Origin of the sequence: Actinomadura rudentiformis (genome assembly GCF_008923185.1) — a bacterium.
GTDB lineage: Bacteria > Actinomycetota > Actinomycetes > Streptosporangiales > Streptosporangiaceae > Spirillospora > Spirillospora rudentiformis.
On sequence record NZ_WBMT01000007.1, the window covers coordinates 342806 to 358862 of the forward strand.

15 protein-coding genes are annotated in these 16057 nt (G+C 69.8%); 6 read left to right on the plus strand and 9 right to left on the minus strand.

All coding sequences use genetic code 11. The annotated features are described in order from the left end of the window. Nucleotides 1-117 precede the first annotated feature (117 nt). The 5 genes from F8566_RS17235 (at nucleotide 118) to F8566_RS17255 (ending at nucleotide 3130) form a co-directional block, all read left to right on the plus strand. The gene (locus F8566_RS17235; RefSeq protein WP_151561251.1) at nucleotides 118-810 is read left to right on the plus strand and encodes an NUDIX hydrolase; all 693 of its coding nucleotides are present in this window, start codon (nucleotides 118-120) and stop codon (nucleotides 808-810) included. A 71-nt stretch (nucleotides 811-881) separates the two neighbouring features. Continuing rightward, nucleotides 882-1349: a hypothetical protein gene (locus F8566_RS17240; RefSeq protein WP_151561252.1), complete on the plus strand. Its 468-nt coding sequence runs from the start codon at nucleotides 882-884 to the stop codon at nucleotides 1347-1349. 79 nt (nucleotides 1350-1428) lie between these two features. Further along, the gene (locus F8566_RS17245; RefSeq protein ID WP_151561253.1) at nucleotides 1429-1704 is read left to right on the plus strand and encodes a DUF6401 family natural product biosynthesis protein; all 276 of its coding nucleotides are present in this window, start codon (nucleotides 1429-1431) and stop codon (nucleotides 1702-1704) included. Nucleotides 1705-1780: 76 nt separating this feature from the next. Then, on the plus strand, nucleotides 1781-2860 hold the full coding sequence (gene hisC / locus F8566_RS17250; RefSeq protein WP_151561254.1) for a histidinol-phosphate transaminase: 1080 nt from the start codon (nucleotides 1781-1783) through the stop codon (nucleotides 2858-2860). Between the two features lie 15 nt (nucleotides 2861-2875). Beyond that, nucleotides 2876-3130, plus strand: a complete 255-nt coding sequence (locus F8566_RS17255) for a thioredoxin family protein (protein WP_318836418.1) — start codon at nucleotides 2876-2878, stop codon at nucleotides 3128-3130. A 229-nt stretch (nucleotides 3131-3359) separates the two neighbouring features. On the opposite strand, the gene F8566_RS17260 is transcribed toward F8566_RS17255, so the two are convergent. From F8566_RS17260 to murA, 3 genes are all read right to left on the minus strand, one after another. After that, nucleotides 3360-4025, minus strand: a complete 666-nt coding sequence (locus tag F8566_RS17260) for a hypothetical protein (protein ID WP_151561256.1) — start codon at nucleotides 4023-4025, stop codon at nucleotides 3360-3362. A gap of 112 nt (nucleotides 4026-4137) precedes the next feature. After that, nucleotides 4138-5385, minus strand: coding sequence for a transcriptional regulator (locus tag F8566_RS17265; protein ID WP_404800314.1), 1248 nt, complete (start codon nucleotides 5383-5385; stop codon nucleotides 4138-4140). A gap of 792 nt (nucleotides 5386-6177) precedes the next feature. Continuing rightward, nucleotides 6178-7464 carry a UDP-N-acetylglucosamine 1-carboxyvinyltransferase gene (gene murA, locus F8566_RS17270; RefSeq protein ID WP_151561351.1) on the minus strand — a complete coding sequence of 429 codons (1287 nt, stop codon included), beginning with the start codon at nucleotides 7462-7464 and terminating at the stop codon, nucleotides 6178-6180. A gap of 428 nt (nucleotides 7465-7892) precedes the next feature. On the opposite strand from murA, the gene F8566_RS17275 reads away from it, so the two are divergent. Continuing rightward, the gene (locus F8566_RS17275; RefSeq protein WP_151561257.1) at nucleotides 7893-8951 is read left to right on the plus strand and encodes a suppressor of fused domain protein; all 1059 of its coding nucleotides are present in this window, start codon (nucleotides 7893-7895) and stop codon (nucleotides 8949-8951) included. A gap of 52 nt (nucleotides 8952-9003) precedes the next feature. Here the strand turns inward: F8566_RS17275 and F8566_RS17280 are convergent, their stop codons facing one another. The 6 genes from F8566_RS17280 to purD form a co-directional block, all read right to left on the minus strand. Continuing rightward, entirely contained in the window at nucleotides 9004-9870 is an 867-nt protein-coding gene (locus tag F8566_RS17280; RefSeq protein ID WP_151561258.1) for a phosphoribosylaminoimidazolesuccinocarboxamide synthase, read from the minus strand. A gap of 7 nt (nucleotides 9871-9877) precedes the next feature. Further along, a complete protein-coding gene (locus tag F8566_RS17285; protein WP_151561259.1) occupies nucleotides 9878-10672 on the minus strand; it encodes an MOSC domain-containing protein in 795 nt (264 codons plus the stop codon). A 24-nt stretch (nucleotides 10673-10696) separates the two neighbouring features. Continuing rightward, complete coding sequence (gene purB, locus F8566_RS17290) at nucleotides 10697-12007, minus strand: adenylosuccinate lyase (protein ID WP_151561260.1); 1311 nt, start codon at nucleotides 12005-12007, stop codon at nucleotides 10697-10699. 22 nt (nucleotides 12008-12029) lie between these two features. Continuing rightward, the gene (locus tag F8566_RS17295) at nucleotides 12030-13193 is read right to left on the minus strand and encodes a low temperature requirement protein A (protein WP_151561261.1); all 1164 of its coding nucleotides are present in this window, start codon (nucleotides 13191-13193) and stop codon (nucleotides 12030-12032) included. 73 nt (nucleotides 13194-13266) lie between these two features. Next, nucleotides 13267-14319 carry a hypothetical protein gene (locus tag F8566_RS17300; protein ID WP_151561262.1) on the minus strand — a complete coding sequence of 351 codons (1053 nt, stop codon included), beginning with the start codon at nucleotides 14317-14319 and terminating at the stop codon, nucleotides 13267-13269. Nucleotides 14320-14560: 241 nt separating this feature from the next. Next, nucleotides 14561-15805 (minus strand): phosphoribosylamine--glycine ligase, encoded by a 1245-nt coding sequence (gene purD, locus F8566_RS17305; RefSeq protein WP_151561263.1) that lies wholly within the window; start codon nucleotides 15803-15805, stop codon nucleotides 14561-14563. Nucleotides 15806-16057 lie beyond the last annotated feature (252 nt).

Sequence of the window (16057 nt, forward strand, 5' to 3'; positions counted from 1 at the left end):
CTGCCCGCCTCATCGACCTCGCCACGGCCGCGTGATCTCCCAAGCCTTGACGGCCCTTGCCGGCGGGCGTGTTCATGCGGAGTGTCGGGCCCATCGGCAGGCGGTAACGTTCATGCCATGCCCGTGCCCCGGCTCGCCGTCGTCGTCGACCTCGTCGTCCTCACCGTGCGGGAGCAGCGGCTCTGCGCGCTGATGTGGCGGCGTGACCGGGCGCCTTACGACGGCTGCTGGTCGCTGCCGGGCGGGTTCATCCAGCTGGAGGAGGACCTTCCGGTCGCCGCGGCCCGGTTGATGGCCGAACGGGCCGGGCTGGCGGACGTACGGATCCATCTGGAGCAGCTCGCCACGTACGGCTATCCGGACCGCGACCCCCGGCAGCGCGTGGTGAGCGTCGCCTACCTGGGCCTAGCGCCCGATCTGCCCGCGTCCAGCCGGGCGCAGGTGCTGTGGTCGGCCGTCGACGAGCTGATCAGCCGCGATCGGGCCGCGTTCGATCATCGCCGGATCCTGTGCGACGGGGTCGAACGGGCGCGGGCCAAGCTGGAGTACACCTCGCTGGCCGCCGCGTTCTGCCCGCCGGAGTTCACCGTGGCGGAGCTCCGCAGGGTGTACGAGATCGTCTGGGGTACACCGCTGGACCCGCGGAACTTCCACCGCAAGGTCACGGGCGCCGAGGGTTTCCTGGTTCCCACAGGGCGCACGACCACCCGTGACGGGGGCCGTCCCGCGCGCCTCTACACGCGGGGGCACGCGGAGCAACTGCGCCCGCCCATGCTCCGTCCCTCGCCCCACGCTGTCTCGACGTTCTGAGGGCCTTAACAATCTCTCGCTGTTACGGTGATCACCGTCTCGTCCCTTCCCCGCGCGAGTGAAGTGATCCCATGCGCAAGGCGCCCCTTGGCGTGCCCGCGTCCCTGCTGGCAGCCCTGCTCGTCCTTCCAGCTGCCCCAGCCCAGGCAGCGCAGGCCTCCGTCGGCGTGCGGCTGGAGCCGCAGCTCGATCTCCGGCACAACGCGCCCGCCCGGCGCCACGCCACGTTCATCAAGGGCTTCGACGCGACGCCGGAGCCGGTGAGGAGGGGCCGCAAGATCACCCTGCGGGGCTGGCTGGCCTACCAGAAGCCGGGTGACCCCCTCCTGTCGCCCGTGGCCAAGCGGACGGTGAAGATCTACTTCCGTGCCGCGAAGACCGGGAAGTGGACGTACGCGGGTAGCGACGTGACCGACAAGAAGGGCTTCTTCAGCCTGAAGGCCACCGCCAAGCGGGACGGGTACTGGAGAGCCTCCTTCGCCGGTGACCGGCGTTTCCTGCGCTCGTTCGGCAGGGACGACCACGTCGACGTCCGCTGAACTGGAACATTAAAGAAATGGCCCCGGCGGACCCGGCAGTCCAGGGGCGTTGCTAGTTTTTTGTCCCATGGATGGCGATATGTCCGAGGAGCTGACCCTTCTCGTGCGCGACATCGGGGACGCCGGAGTGGCCGAAATGGCCGGTGCGCCAGGGCTCGCGGCGGCGGTCGACCAGCATGTGGCCGCCGTCCGCGATCACATCGGTGCGCGGCGGCCACCGCAGGACGCGCTGATGGACTACCTCCACGGCTTCGCGGAGGACGCGTTCCGGCGGGGCTGGTGGCCGGGCAGCACGCGCGACTGGGAGTTCGTGCGCATCGTCGCCGTCTGCTGGATGATGCGCGAGAACGCGTGAGGCATACCGCCTTCACCGCGACCCCGCGCGATCCGTAGGCTTGGCGCATTCCACCCTGTACGACTGGAGGACAACGGTGTCCGAGGCAACCACTCCGCGCTTCCGCTCCGTCCTCGACCGGTTCGTGGCCTACAAGCCCGGCAAGGTCGTGGTGTCGCCGGAGGGCCGCTCCTACAAGCTGTCGTCGAACGAGTCGCCGATCGGCCCGCTGCCCTCGGTCGTGCAGGCGATCAGCGAGGCGGCCCTGACGGTCAACCGCTACCCCGACAACAACTGCACCCTCCTGATCGAGGCCATCAGCACGAAGTTCGGGGTCCCGAGCGATCACATCGCGGTGGGCTGCGGGTCGGTCGGGGTCACCCAGATGTTGCTGGAGGCGGTGGCCGAGCCCGGCGCCGAGGTGATCTACGCCTGGCGCTCGTTCGAGGCGTACCCCCTGCTGGTCTCCCTGTCGGGCGCCACGTCGGTCCAGGTGCCGCTGCGCGACGAGACCCACGACCTGGACGCGATCGCCGCCGCCATCACCGTGAACACCCGGTTGATCTTCATCTGCAACCCCAACAACCCGACCGGCACGATCGTCCGCCGCGCCGAGCTGGAGGCGTTCCTCGACCGCGTCCCGGCCGACTGCCTGGTGGTGCTGGACGAGGCCTACCGCGAGTACGTGCGGGACAAGGACGTGCCCGACGGCCTGGAGCTGTACGGAGACCGCCCCAACCTGGCGATCCTGCGGACCTTCTCCAAGGCCTACGGGCTGGCCGGGCTCCGGATCGGCTTCATGGTCGCGCACCCGGTGGTCGCCGAGGCCGTCCGCAAGACCTACCTCCCGTTCAGCGTGAACGCCGTGGTCCAGGCCGCGGCCATCGCCTCCCTGGCCGCCACCGACGAGCTCCTGACGCGGGTCGAGGACACCGTCAAGGAGCGTGAGCGCGTCCGCGACGCTCTGCTGGCCGACGGCTGGTCCGTCCCGCCGACCGAGGCCAACTTCGTGTGGCTCCGCCTGAACGAGCGGACCATGGAGTTCTCCGCGGCCTGCGACGCCCAGGGCATCAGCGTCCGCCCGTTCGCCGGCGAGGGCGCCCGCGTCTCGATCGGCACCCCCGAGGAGAACGACGCCTTCCTGGCCGTCACCAAGTCCCTCCCCTACCGCAACTGATCCACCGCCAGCGATCTGGTCGACTTCTGGGCGGAGTGGTGCCCGCCCTGCCGGATGATCGCACCGATCCTTGAGGAGATCGAGACCGAATACCGCGGCCGCCTGACGATCGCCAAGCTCAACGGCGACAACCACCCCGGCATCGCCCAGCGATACGGCGTAATGGGCTTCCCCACCCTCAACCTGTACCGCGACGGCCAGGTCGCCCTGCAGATCGTCGGCGCCAGGTCCAAGCGCCACCTGCTCGCCGACCTGGCCCCACACCTCTAGCGCCACACCTCAAGCGCCACACTTCTAGCGACGGAGCGGCTCGAGCGCCGTCATGTAGTCGACGAGGCGCACCCCGATCTCGGATCGGCCGTGCCACCACATCGGTCGGTGCCACCGGTCTGCCGGTAGCCGCGGCATCCGCCGGTGCCGCCGCATCCACCGGTGCCACAGGGTCTGCGGGTAGCTGCCGCATCTGCTGGTTGCCAAGGGATCTGCCGGTGCTAGATGGTCATCCGGTGCTCACCGGGTCGGGTGCGACTGGCGGGTCACTGCTGGTCGGGGGATCGGGTGGGTCGGTCGCCGGGGGTGGGGTGGTCACGCCTGGGTTCGGGGGCGTCGTCGTGGGAGGGTCCGTTGTGGGCGGGGGCGTGGTCGGGGGTTTGGTGGTGCTCGGCGGCGTGGTGGCCGGGCTACGGGTTGTGGATGGCCGCCTGGTCTTGGGGACGGTCTGGACGCGGCCCGGTGTGGTGACGCCCGGCGTAGCCGTACCGGAGGTCCCGGGTGCCACAGGCGACCCGGAGTCGGGCGCGGTGCCGCCGACCTGGGTCTTGCGGCGATTCTTCGGCTCGGCACTCGCGGCGGGCGCGGGGGTCGGGGACAGCTGGAGCAAGGCGGGGAGGCCGTTGGGGAGGGGCTGGTAGCCGACCATCGCGGAGACGGCCACGCCGGAGCCGAGGACCACCACCGCGACTCCCGCGGCGGCGGTGATGCGCGCGCGTTCAGTCTTGAGCCCGCCCTTGGGGTGCCAGGCGGAGATCATGCCCTTGTCCCTCAGGCCTGCCCGAGGGACGTCCAGCTGTTCGTGCCGCGCGTACGCGTCGAACAATGAGTGCGCCCGTTCCGCGATCGCGTCGCCCTTGATCGGTTTCGGGCTCTTCGACCGGCCGCACTTCATCGCGCGGCCGCCGGCTCACAAGTCTCCATGCTTGTCCGACGCGGCACCGAGCGGCCGGGTTTGCCCCGGCCGCTCGATACCTCGCGGAATCTCAGGCCCGCTGCGCAAAGCCTCAGGTGCTGGCCTTGGGCCCCAGCTTTTCGACGATGAGACGGTAGAGCTGGCGTGGCCGGCCGGGCTGCGGCGTGCGGTTGGGCGGGAGGGGCCAGGCGAGGCCCTCCTCGACCAGTGTGCGCAGCAGGCGCCGGGCGGTGCGGGGGGTGACGCCGAGCATCTTTCCAGCGTTCTCCGCGTCCACGATGAGCGGCTGATCCTGGTCGCCCAGCTTGTCGGCCAGGCGGGCAAGGATCTCCAGCCCCTTCGGCTTGGCCTGGGGTTGCGCGCGGGGCGGCGTCCGCGGCGCGGGCACCAGGGCCCGCCCATCGCGGTCGAGAGCGAAGCCCTGGGCGCGCTGCGAGCTCTGCGAGCGGGCCAGCGCGGCCCGGGCGTGGGTCTCGGCCTCGTGCGCCGTCCGGCCCATGCCGATGCCGACCTCGATCGCCAGGCCGAGCTCTTCCCGCACCCGCTCCACGAAGGGCGGCGTGCGGAAACCCTCGGTGGACGCGGTGACCGACCCGCGCGTGGCGATGACCAGGTAGCTGTGGTCGTCCAGCGGCCACACCGACGCGTTCATCCGGTGCGCCTCCTGGAGGAGCACGCGATGCAGCGCCAGTTTGAGCTCGTCCCGCCAGTAACGCGGCGTGACCCGGCGTGGTGTCTCGCGGAGCGTGGGCACGTCGACCAGGACGGTGACGAGCTGCGACTCCTCAAGGCGATGGTGTGCACCCAGGAGCGCGGCGGTCTGCAGCGAGCTGCGGATCGCGGCGCCGGTCGGCCGTACCCGGATGGTGGGCACGCCGGCCATCTCCATGCGTTCGGCGGTGGCGTGGACGCAGGTCATCGCGACCGTCGTCGCCCCGCGCCGCCACAGCCGCTCGTGGAACGCGGCCAGGGTGCCGGGCCCCGCCGCCTCCTCACGCAGATGGACCTGGTCGGTGGCCAGATTGATCTCGGCGTACGCCTCCTCGACCTCGGCTCGGCCGAGCACGTCGATGCTCACCCGGGCCGGATCGAAGCGGTCGTCGAGGGAGGCGCGCAGCAGCGCGCCCTGTAGTGCCGCCCCGTTCAGGGGCACGTAGGTGGCGGGCATCGTGAGCACGCCCGCCTTACGCGCGAAGTCGTACGGCACCGGGCTCGCGAACAGGCACACGTCCACGCCCGAGCCCAGTCGTACGACCTTGTCGGCCGCTTCCTGTTCGTCGCGATATGCGGCGGCCACGAGCCGGCTCGGCACCGGCGTCGGGCCATGGCCCATGAGCATGACCCGTTCCACCAGGTCATGCGGACCCACGACGCCGATCGTCAGGTCGGGGGTCACCGACCCCGTCCTCGCTGCCGTCATCGGCGCCCGCTCGCTTCCCGGTCTGGCCCGCTCACTTCCCGGTCTGCCCTGTGTCGGGGGTCCGGCCCCGGCCATGCGTTCGCGCACGCTCCGCCCAACGGTTGACTCATGGCTTGTCGCCCCTGCCTTCTGACCCAGCACCGCAGTTCCCGTGCGATTCGCCTTCCCGCAGCCCCCGCCCAACCACCCTTTCGTTGGACGAGCTTCGCTCGGCGCCTTCCTATTGGACAGATCGGGTCAGGGCGACGATGTGTGACGCCCAGACGCGAAATCGAATCAAGAGTGCGGCGAAAAAGTAACCTACGCGACCCCTTGGTCAGTAATTTGTCACCATTCGGTCAGTCTTGATTCTGCATCTTCGGTCGTCCGAAGATGAAAAACAAGACCCGAAAACACCGCAGGGGTCCCCCCATGGCGCTGATGCGCACTGAAGAGACCCCTGCGGCGTCCGTTTGGTTTACATGCGGCCCGAAAATCGACCGTCCTGATAGCTCCTGCACGGCAGATGACCGTATCGGCTACGGGTCGAACGTTTGTCCATGATTCGGACTCGCTGTCCGGATAAAGATTGACCGTTTACGGTCAAGTCCGTCACCCGGCCCGTCACCCGATCGGTCAGCTGCTCGTCAAGCAGGTGAGTCAGCCCGCGCGGCCGGCCGTTACGGCAGTCGGTTCGCCGGCCGGTTCGCCGGCCTTTCGCCGGTCGCTGCGTCAGTCGGTTTCGCGGACGATGTCGGCGCCCAGTTGCGAGAGCCGTTCCGCCGTGTGGGCGTGACCGCGGTCGAGGTAGTAGGCCGAGGTGATGGTGGTCTCGCCCTCGGCGGCCAGGCCCGCCAGCACCAGCGCGCTGCCGCAGCGGAGGTCGTGCGCCTCCACCTCCGCGCCGCGCAGCACGTTGGGGCCGTTCACCTTGGCGCGATTGCCGTTGACCTCGATGTCCGCGCCCATCTTGGTGAGCTCCTCGGCCAGCTTGAAGCGGCCGTCGAAGATGCGCTCGTAGATGTAGGACGGGCCGTCGGCCAAGCAGGACAGCGCCATGATCGGCGACTGCAGGTCGGTGGCGAAGCCGGGGTACTCGTCGGTGATGACGTTGATCGGCCGCAGCGGCCGCTCGCGGCGCACCTGCAGGACCGCGCCCTGCTGGTGGAACTCCACACCCATCTGCTCCAGCTTGTCCGCCGCGACGCCGAGATGCTCCAGGGACGCGCCGACCAGGCTGAGCTCGCCACCGGTGATGGCGGCGGCCATGACGAACACACCCGCGTCGATCCGGTCCGGCATCACGGTGTGCTCGATCCCGTTGAGCTCGTCGACGCCCTCAACGGTGATGAAGCCGGTGCCGCCACCGCTGATCCGCGCGCCCATGCGCTGCAGGATCTCGATGTTGTCCAGCACCTCGGGCTCCAGGGCCGCGTTCTTGATCAGCGTGGTGCCGTGCGCCAGCGCGGCGGCCATGATGAGGTTCTCGGTGCCGGTGTGCGAGGGCGTGTCACAGTAAAGCGTGCCGCCGCGCAGCTCGCCGGCCTTGATGTGGATGATGCCGTCGCCGTTGTCGGCGATCTGCTCGGTGACCGTGGCACCCATCCGCTTGAAGCCGTTGTAATGGAAGTCCAGATTGCGGCTGCCCAGATTGCAGCCGCCGACGCCCTCGATCACGGCCTCGCCCAGCCGGTGAAGCAGCGCCGGCACGAAAAGGAACGAGCCCCGGAACCGGGAGGCGATGTCCGCCGGCAGCACCGGGCTGCTGAGCGTCGACGCGTCGATCACGAGTGTGCGCTCCGCCTCGTGCAGCTCCGCCTTGGCCCCGATCGCCTGGGCCAGCTCGACCGCGCGGCGGACGTCCTCGATGATCGGGACGTTGCGCAGGACCGTCCGCCCCTTGGCCGCCATCAGCGAGGCGCCGATCATCGGCAGGACCGCGTTCTTCGCGCCCTGGATGAAGACCGTGCCCTGCAGAGGCCGGCCCCCGCGCACGCGGTAACGAACGTCGTGGCCCATGCTCATGCCGCCTAACTCCTTTAACTGCGGAAAGTGTGTTACCGGTTCAAATGGGACTGCCGACCCGTCCGTTCACTTACGGAACAACGGGGTCACAAGGGCCAGGCACGCCGAACGGTGTCCCTCCATATGAAACGCGCCCCCCAGTAAACCACCGCGCTGGGAGTGAGGTGTCCGCCCAGCACGGTACGTAGCGGCGGTGTAGTCCCTCTTCCCGCCACGTTCACTTGGACTGCGGCCAAGCCCGGAAAGTTCGCGTTCTGCCGCGTCCGGCGTCCAGAACCCGCCGCAGCCGTCGTGCACTCTCGGTCTGTTGTGTCCGAACGCAAGCCGTGTGGCCAGCCTAGACCGCATCACCCCGCCACAAGGTAGGGCTCGTCTCTCATTTACGCCTTATGTCGTTACAGGTGCCTCTAGGGTGATCGTCCATGGGGATCGACGAGACGGACGAGTCGCCTGGCTGGGCGGCGATCGACGCGGCGCTGGCGCGCGTCTACGGCGACGCCGAACCGCACCACTGGGGCACCATCCTCAAGTGGTCACTCGGAGGGCCGGACCCGCTCGACGGGATCAGCGTCTACCCGCGTGACGAGCCCGTCCCGCACTGGCACTACGTCTCGTACGGCATGACCGAGCTGTACGACAAGCACTCCGAGAATCCCGACGAGTCCGGCTGGGGGTTCGAGTTCACCTTCCGGCTCGCCCGGCAGCCGGGCGAGACCACACCGCCGGTGTGGGCCGCGAACCTCCTGCAGAACCTGGGCCGGTACGTCTTCAACAGCGGCAACTGGTTCGAGTCCGGGCATCACATGGACGTCAACGGCCCGATCGCCTCCGACCGCGACGACTCGGCGATCCGCGCGATCGCGTTCATCCTGGATCCCGAGCTCGGCGAGATCGGCACGCCGCACGGGAGCATGCAGTTCCTCCAGATCGTCGGGCTCGCCACCGAGGAGTACGAGGCCGCCCGCCAGTGGCGGACCGAGTCGCTCCTGGAGGTGCTCGCGCCACGGATCCCGCTCTACGTCACCGACATCGATCGTGGCTCGCTGCTCGATGACCCGGAGCTGGCCGCGACCGTCGCTGCGGGGATCGAACGCGACGGTTCGAGCGCCGGCCTGCTGTACGTGACGACGGCCCACTGGGAGTCCGGCTCCGGCGTGACCACTCTCCGCGTGGGGGCACTGCAGGCCACGTCGATCGCCCAGGCTCTGCGCGGCCGCCTGCCCCATGGCAACGAGCTGATCCTCAAGTCCGAGGACAGCATGCTGCGGTTCGCCCCGGGCGACACGTTCACCGTGGCGGAGGCCGAGCCGGGCGTTCTCCACATCGACATACCGCTCGCGACCCTCAATGACTTCACCGCGGCCCTGCGCCCCCAGGCGGGCAGCACGCCGGTCGCCACCCTGCCCGGCCTGGTCGTGGAGGTCGTCCCCACCGCGATGCGCGACGAGTACGGCAACGAGACCGGCGAAGTGATCGGCTGAGCCCTCGTCCCGCAGGCGCTCCTGCCGGGTGCGGGGCGCGCTCTTGCTCGGGTCAGGTGAACGTGCGGCCGGTCAGGCGTTCGTAGGCTTCCACGTACTTGGCGCGGGTACGGTCGACGATCTCCTCGGGCAGTGGCGGCGGCGCCTCGCCCGAGGCGCGGTCCCAGCCCGACTCCGGCGAGGTGAGCCAGTCGCGGACGAACTGCTTGTCGTACGAGGTCTGGACACGGCCGGGTTCCCACTGGTCGGCGGGCCAGAACCGCGACGAGTCCGGGGTGAGCACCTCGTCGGCCAGCACCAGCTCGCCGCCGGCCCGGCGGCCGAGCTCGATCTTGGTGTCGGCGACGATGATCCCGCGGTCCCTGGCCAGCCCGGCGCCCCGCCGGTAGACGGCCAGCGTGACGTCGCGGAGCCGCGCCGCCTGCTCGGGGCCTTCCTGCACTTCGACCTCCGCGTACGTCATCGGCTCGTCGTGCTCGCCGACGTCGGCCTTGGTGCTGGGCGTGAAGATCGGCTCAGGCAGCGCGGAGCCGTCCTGGAGCCCGGCGGGCAGCCCGACCCCGGACACCGAGCCGTGCTCGCGGTACTCCTTGAGCCCGCCGCCGGTCAGATGGCCGCGCGCGACGCACTCGACCTTGACCATGTCCAGCCGTTCCACGACGATCGCCCGCCCCGCCCAGCCGGCCGGCGCGCCTGGTGGCAGGTCGGTGGAGATCACGTGGTTGGGCAGCAGGTCGGCGAGCTGCTCGAACCACCAGAGCGACAGTTGCGTGAGGATCCTGCCCTTGTCCGGGATGGGCGAGTCGAGCACGTAGTCGTACGCCGAGATCGTGTCGCGCGCGACCATCAGCAGGTCGCCCCCGGGCAGCCCGTACAGGTCCCGGACCTTGCCGCTGTGCAGATGCGTGAGCCCGTCCATCAGCCGGTCAGGCCCTTTCCAGGACTTCCACAGGATCGCCGACGGCGAGCGGTCCGGTCGTCCTGGGCACCCCGTTCATGCCGAAGCGGATGCCGCGGTCGATGGTGCGGTACCTCGCCAGCGTCCGCAGCGGTTCGCGGCCGCGTTCGCCGCTCTCCTGGTCGGTGGTGGTGATCACGCATCGGGCGCAGGCCTTGACGAGCTCGATCTCCGTCGCGCCGATCCGCAGCCGCCGGACGGTGTCCTCGCCGAACGCGCCGAGCCCCGACACGACGAGGTTGGGCCGGAACCGGTTCATCGGCAGCGGGACGTCCAGCCGCCCGTTCAGATCGGCGAGCGACTCCGCCGAGATCAGCAGCAGGGGATAGCCGTCCGCGAAGGCGACCTCACCGCCGCCCCTGCTCGTGGCACGGTGGCCGGTGAAGCGGACGAGACGCACCTCGGTGTCCAGCAGCGCGCCGAACCAGTCCGCCGCCTCGTCGCCCTGGTCGACGCCCTGGCACTGCTGCCGGTGCACGGTCACGTCCAGCACCGGACCGTCATCCACAGGCTTGTGGAAAAGCGGCGTGAACGCGAGCGCCGGGTCGGCGACCTCCACGGCCAGCTCCACGCCGTCGTACGACGGGCGCAGCAGCGCCATCCGCGCGTGATCGCGCTGCGACAGGAACCGGCCCTCCGGCGTCGTCAGCATGAACTCGCGGTCGTACGGCAGGCCCTTGGGCGTCAGCTCGGCGGTGCTGAGGCGCGTACCGCCGCCGCTTTTGAGGGGATAGACGTTCAGCTCGGTGAGTACCGCGCCCAAAAAGATCTCCTGTCGGATCGTGACTCAGACGAGCGCCGAGAGTCGGTCGAACATCGAGCCGAGCCGTTCGACGAAGCGCTCCGGGCGGCACACCGCGTCGAGCCGCGCCTCGTCCAGCGCCAGCCCTGCCTCCGCCGCGTGCTTGCGGAGTGTCTCGCGGAACGGCACACCGGTCTGCCAGGTGTCCATCGCGGCCTTCTGCACGAGCGGGTACGCCTCGTCGTCGCGCGACATCCCGGCCTCGACCAGCTCCAGCAGCACCGTCGAGGTGTAGATCAGGCCGCCGGTCGACTCCAGGTTGGCCTTCATCCGGTCGGTGTCCACGACGAGGCCGGACATCAGCCGGTTGGTGAGGTTGAGCATGTAGTCGAGCGCGATCGAGGCGTCCGGCAGCGCGATCCGCTCGGTGGACGAGTGCGAGATGTCGCGCTCGTGCCACAGCGGGATGCCCTCCATGACCGGGACGATCTGCGCGCGGACGATACGGGCCATCCCGGCCAGCCGCTCGGAGATGATCGGGTTCTTCTTGTGCGGCATCGCCGACGAACCCTTCTGGCCCTTGCCGAAGGGCTCCCAGAGCTCGCGGACCTCGGTGCGCTGGCCGTGCCGCACCTCCAGCGCGATGGCCTCCAGGACCGTCGCCATGATCGCCAGGCTGGACACCCATTCGCTGATGCCGTCGCGGATGACCACCTGGGTCGACACGTCGGCGGACCTGAGCCCCAGCCTGCGCGCGACGTGCCGTTCGACCTCGGGATCGATGTTGGAGTACGTGCCGACGGCGCCGGAGATGGCCATGACACCGACCGCCTCGCGGGCCTGGCGGAGCCGGTCGCGGGACCGTGCCATCGCGAACGCGAAGTCGGCGACCCGGTGCCCCCAGACGTCGGGCTCGCCGTGGATGCCGTGCGTACGGCCGACGCGGAGGGTGGCGCGATGCTCCAGCGCGTGGTCACGGAGCGTGGCGACCAGCGCGTCGGCCTTGCCCAGGAGGATGTCGGTCGCCTCGACCAGCTGCAGCGCCAGCGCGGTGTCGAGCAGGTCGGACGAGGTCATGCCGAAGTGCACGTAGCGCGCGGCCTCGCGCGGCTCGGTGTTGTCCGCCCAGGCCGAGAGGAACGCGATCACGTCGTGCTGGGTGACCGCCTCGATCTCGTGCACCGCCTCGGGGGTGGGCGGCGGGGCCTTGCGGACCGGCTCCACCACCTCCGCCGGGATCGTGCCGGCCTCGGCGTGGGCCTCGACCACCAGGGTCTCGACCTGGCACCAAAGCTCGTACTTGTGCGCGTCACTCCAGACGCGTCCCATTTCCGGAAGGGTGTACCGCTCAATCACAACCCGATTGTTCCAGGTGGTCCTAGGTGCTCTCACCAGCGGGTGTCGCCACAGTCGTACGAGTGCGGTGCGTACGCGTGCGGTATTCGAGCAACAGCGCCACCGCGATGACCACGATCAAGGCTGCGAGCTCGGCGGCGGCCACCCAGAGTCCGAGGGGGGCGGCCGCCAGGGAGACGATGGCGGCGGCCAGACGGATACGGGACGGACCGATACGGACGATCCTGCGATAGAGGACGTCGCCCGCGAGGTAGAGCGCGACGCCGCCTGCCAGGGCGACGGCGGGGCCGACGGTAAGGCCCTCCCAGGCATGGCCGACGGCCTTCTTCAGGCCCGCAGCCATCACGATCACTCCGACGATGACGGGAATGTGCGCGTAGAAGTAGCCGAACATCGTCATCTGGGCGCGGCTCGGATCGTCCGCCGCCGCCAGGGACTCCTCCGCTCGCTCATCGTCGTTCACGAAGTACGTCCACCAGATCGCGGCCGCCAGGGCGAGCCCGAGCAGCGCCGCCACGACCAGGTCGGCGTCCAGCTTGACGCCCTCGGCGCCGATGCCGATCGCGATGATCGACTCTCCCAGTGTGACGATGACCAGCAGGCCGTGCCGTTCCACGATGTGCGCGGCCTGAATGATGAAGCGGCCGCCCGGCGCGACGATGTAGGGCTGCACGATGGGCACGATCAGCGCGATCGTCCACAACACGTACACCGCGACACCGTCGAGCAGCCCCGCGACGATGATCAGCACGGCCGCGAGCAGGTTGGCCGGCAGCACGCGCAGGATGTTGGGGTTGCCCTGGGCGAAGAGCGCGACGTGGGCGAGGACGAGCACCAGATAGCCGAGCCCCCACACGACCCCGCCGTCCTTGAACGCGGTCGGGGTGGCCAGGGCGACCATGAAGAAGCCGCCCATGCCCGTCAGGATCAGCAACCTGCGCCGGGCGGAGGACGGGGCCAGCATGTTCGTCAGCCAGGCGTAGCCGCTGTACATCCACCACAGGACGCCGAACATGAGGACCACCTGGAACAGCCCGAGCAGGCTCAGCTCCTTGACGAGCACGCCGGTGAGCTGCGTGACCGCGAAGACGAAGACCAGGTCGAAGAAGAGCTCGAGCGTGGTGACGCGGTAGATCTCCTCTCCCGGAGAAGCGGGGGGAGGGGTCGGCGAAACAGATGACGACATGGCGGCCTCGGACTGCAGGGGGTACGGAAGACCCAGTTGTAATCAAGTAATCATACGCCCGGGCCAGGGCCGTTCAGGCGGTGGCCGGAGCCGCGGGTGAGGCCGACTTCAGCAGATCGTCGGCCCGCTGGTCCAGCGGGCCGGTGAGCAGCTGCTGCCCGTACCCGAGGAGCAGCGCCCCGAAGAGCAGCGTTGGCTGCGAGTTGATTTCAGATGGCCCCGGCAGAAGGCCGGAGCCGAGCGCGACAAGACCGAAGACCGCGATGGCCGGACCGATCGCCACCTTGAGCAGCACGAGCGGGACCGCCAGGGAGTACCGGGTGGGCAGCTCCTGATGGATGCGGAGTGCGCGGGCGGCGGAGAGCGCGGCGCCGATCAGGCCGAGCAGCGCCACCTGGGGCGCGTCGCCGCCGGTGGCCGAACGGTGCAGGCCGGTCGGGCACATGAGGCCGTCGCCTCCCGGGAAGCAGAGCGGCACGGCCTGAGGCCAGTGCACGCCTGCCGCCACGAATCCGCCCACCAGCACAGTGAGGATGAGGAACGTCCCTAGGAGGACGTTGCGGAAGCGACGCACCCGGCCGTTCGCCATGGCCTGCAGAAGGTAGGCGCCTTGCAGCGCGACCCCCAGCAGGTGCCTGTCGCTCTCGGCCACGTCTGATGGCCTGAGGTCGTGTGCGGTGCCGAACCGCCGCTCCACGGCCACCCGGCGGGGATCCTCCGGTGGCAGGTAGGCCCGTACGAGCGCCAGCACCTCCGGGACACGCCCGCACACCTGCTCCGGGGGCTGGATCGCCAGCAGCTGCGTCGAACCGGTGTTGATGTTGAACCAGGCACCGTCGACGGCCCGGCCCGACAGCCAGTCGCGCAGCCGCCGCCGGTTGGCCGCGTAGTAACGGGCGAGGACGACCTGGCGCAGGATCGCGTCATGGCTCACCGCGATGCTCACTGCGGTCTCGTCGGCTTCCCGCGCCCGGGCCACCCCCGTGCCACCGGAATCCCGGGCCGCCCCCGTACCGCCCGGATCCCGGGACGGACGCGCACGACCGGCAGGGCTGAAGCCCAGCGTCCCGGACCGGGCGACCGAACGCTTGGCGTCGGTGAGCACCTCGATGGCGCGCGCCTCCACATATGTCCGCCAAGCCCCAGAGGCTCCGAACCTGCGGTACGCCCACCTCCTCGGCGCCCGCAATGTCCGTCGAAAGAGCCGCCGCTTACGCACCATCGCCGCCCCCGTTGCTGATAGTCGTCATTCGACTATCAGCAGCGAGCGCCACATGCGCCATCGGACGGCCCGAACTATGGCGCCGCAGTGAGTCCTCTACCCCCAGCCGTGCCGAGGGCGGTAACCGCTGGGATGCCTGGAAATGCTAGTGAGATGCCTGGAGGGCGATGTCGGTGCGGTGGTGGGAGCCACGGAGCCTGATCTTGGCCGTCGCCTCGTAGGCGGCGATGCGGGCCGCGGCGACATCCGGTCCCGTGCCCACCACGTTCAGCACACGGCCTCCGGCGGCGACCAGATTGCCCTCGACGTCGCGCTGGGTCCCCGCGTGCAGCACGTACGCGCCGGGCACCTGGGCGGCCTCCTCCAACCCCGTGATCACATCGCCCTTGACCGGCGAGGCCGGGTAGTTCTCGGCGGCGATCACGACCGTCACGGCCGCACCCGGGTGCCAGGAGAGGCGGGCGTCGGGGGAAAGGCCGCCGATGGCGCACGCCTGGAGCAGGCCGCCCAGCGGGGTCGCCAGGCGGTCCAGAACGACCTGGGTCTCCGGGTCGCCGAAGCGCGCGTTGAACTCGACCACCCGCAGGCCCTTGGACGTCAGCGCGAGCCCCGCGTACAGCACGCCCACGTACGGCGTCTCGCGGCGGCGCAGTTCGTCGACCGTCGGCTGGACGACGGTGGCCATCACCTCGTCCACCAGGCCTTCGGGGATCCAGGGCAGCGGCGTGTAGGCGCCCATGCCGCCGGTGTTGGGCCCGGCGTCGTTGTCATAGGCCCGCTTGAAGTCCTGGGCGGGCATCAGCGGCACCGCTTCCTGACCATCGCAGAGCGCGAAGAGCGATACCTCGGGGCCGTCCAGATAGTCCTCGATCACGACCCGTTCGCACGCGGCGGCGTGGTCGAGCGCGGCAGACCGGTCATCGGTGACGACGACACCCTTGCCTGCGGCGAGACCGTCGTCCTTCACCACGTACGGCGGGCCGAACTCGTCGAGCGCCTCGGCGGCCTCATCGGCGTCCTCACAGACCCGGGCGGCGGCGGTCGGCACCTTGGCCGAAGCCATGACCTCCTTGGCGAACGCCTTGGAGCCCTCGATGCGGGCCGCCTCCTTGTCCGGGCCGAAGCACGGGATCCCGGCCGCGCGCAGCGCGTCAGCGACCCCGGCGACCAGGGGCGCCTCTGGGCCGATCACCACGAGCCCGGCACGCAGCCGTCCGGCGAGCTCGACCACCGCCGTCGGATGGGTCGGGTCGAGCGTATGGTTGTCCGCGATCTCCGCCGTGCCGGGGTTTCCGGGCGCGCAGTGAAGCGCGGTGACGGACGGGTCGCGATGCAGGGCGCGGGCGATCGCATGCTCGCGGCCGCCGGATCCAAGGACGAGTACTCGCACGTCGGAGCAGCCTAGTCGGCCGGACGCCGGGACGGTGGCCCGGGCGGGCTTTCGGCGCGCATCGGTGTGATCGGGGCCACCGGCGCGGCTGTCAACGTGAGCGATGTCCACAACGTCAAATATGTCGACTGATAAGCTCGTCAAGGTTGTGGCCTGATGCCCAGGTGTGAAGGGAGGTGGTCGGGATGAGTCCTGGTGATCCTTGCAGTACTGCGGAGCCCCCTCACAGTCCGAGCCGGACTGTCCACCTGA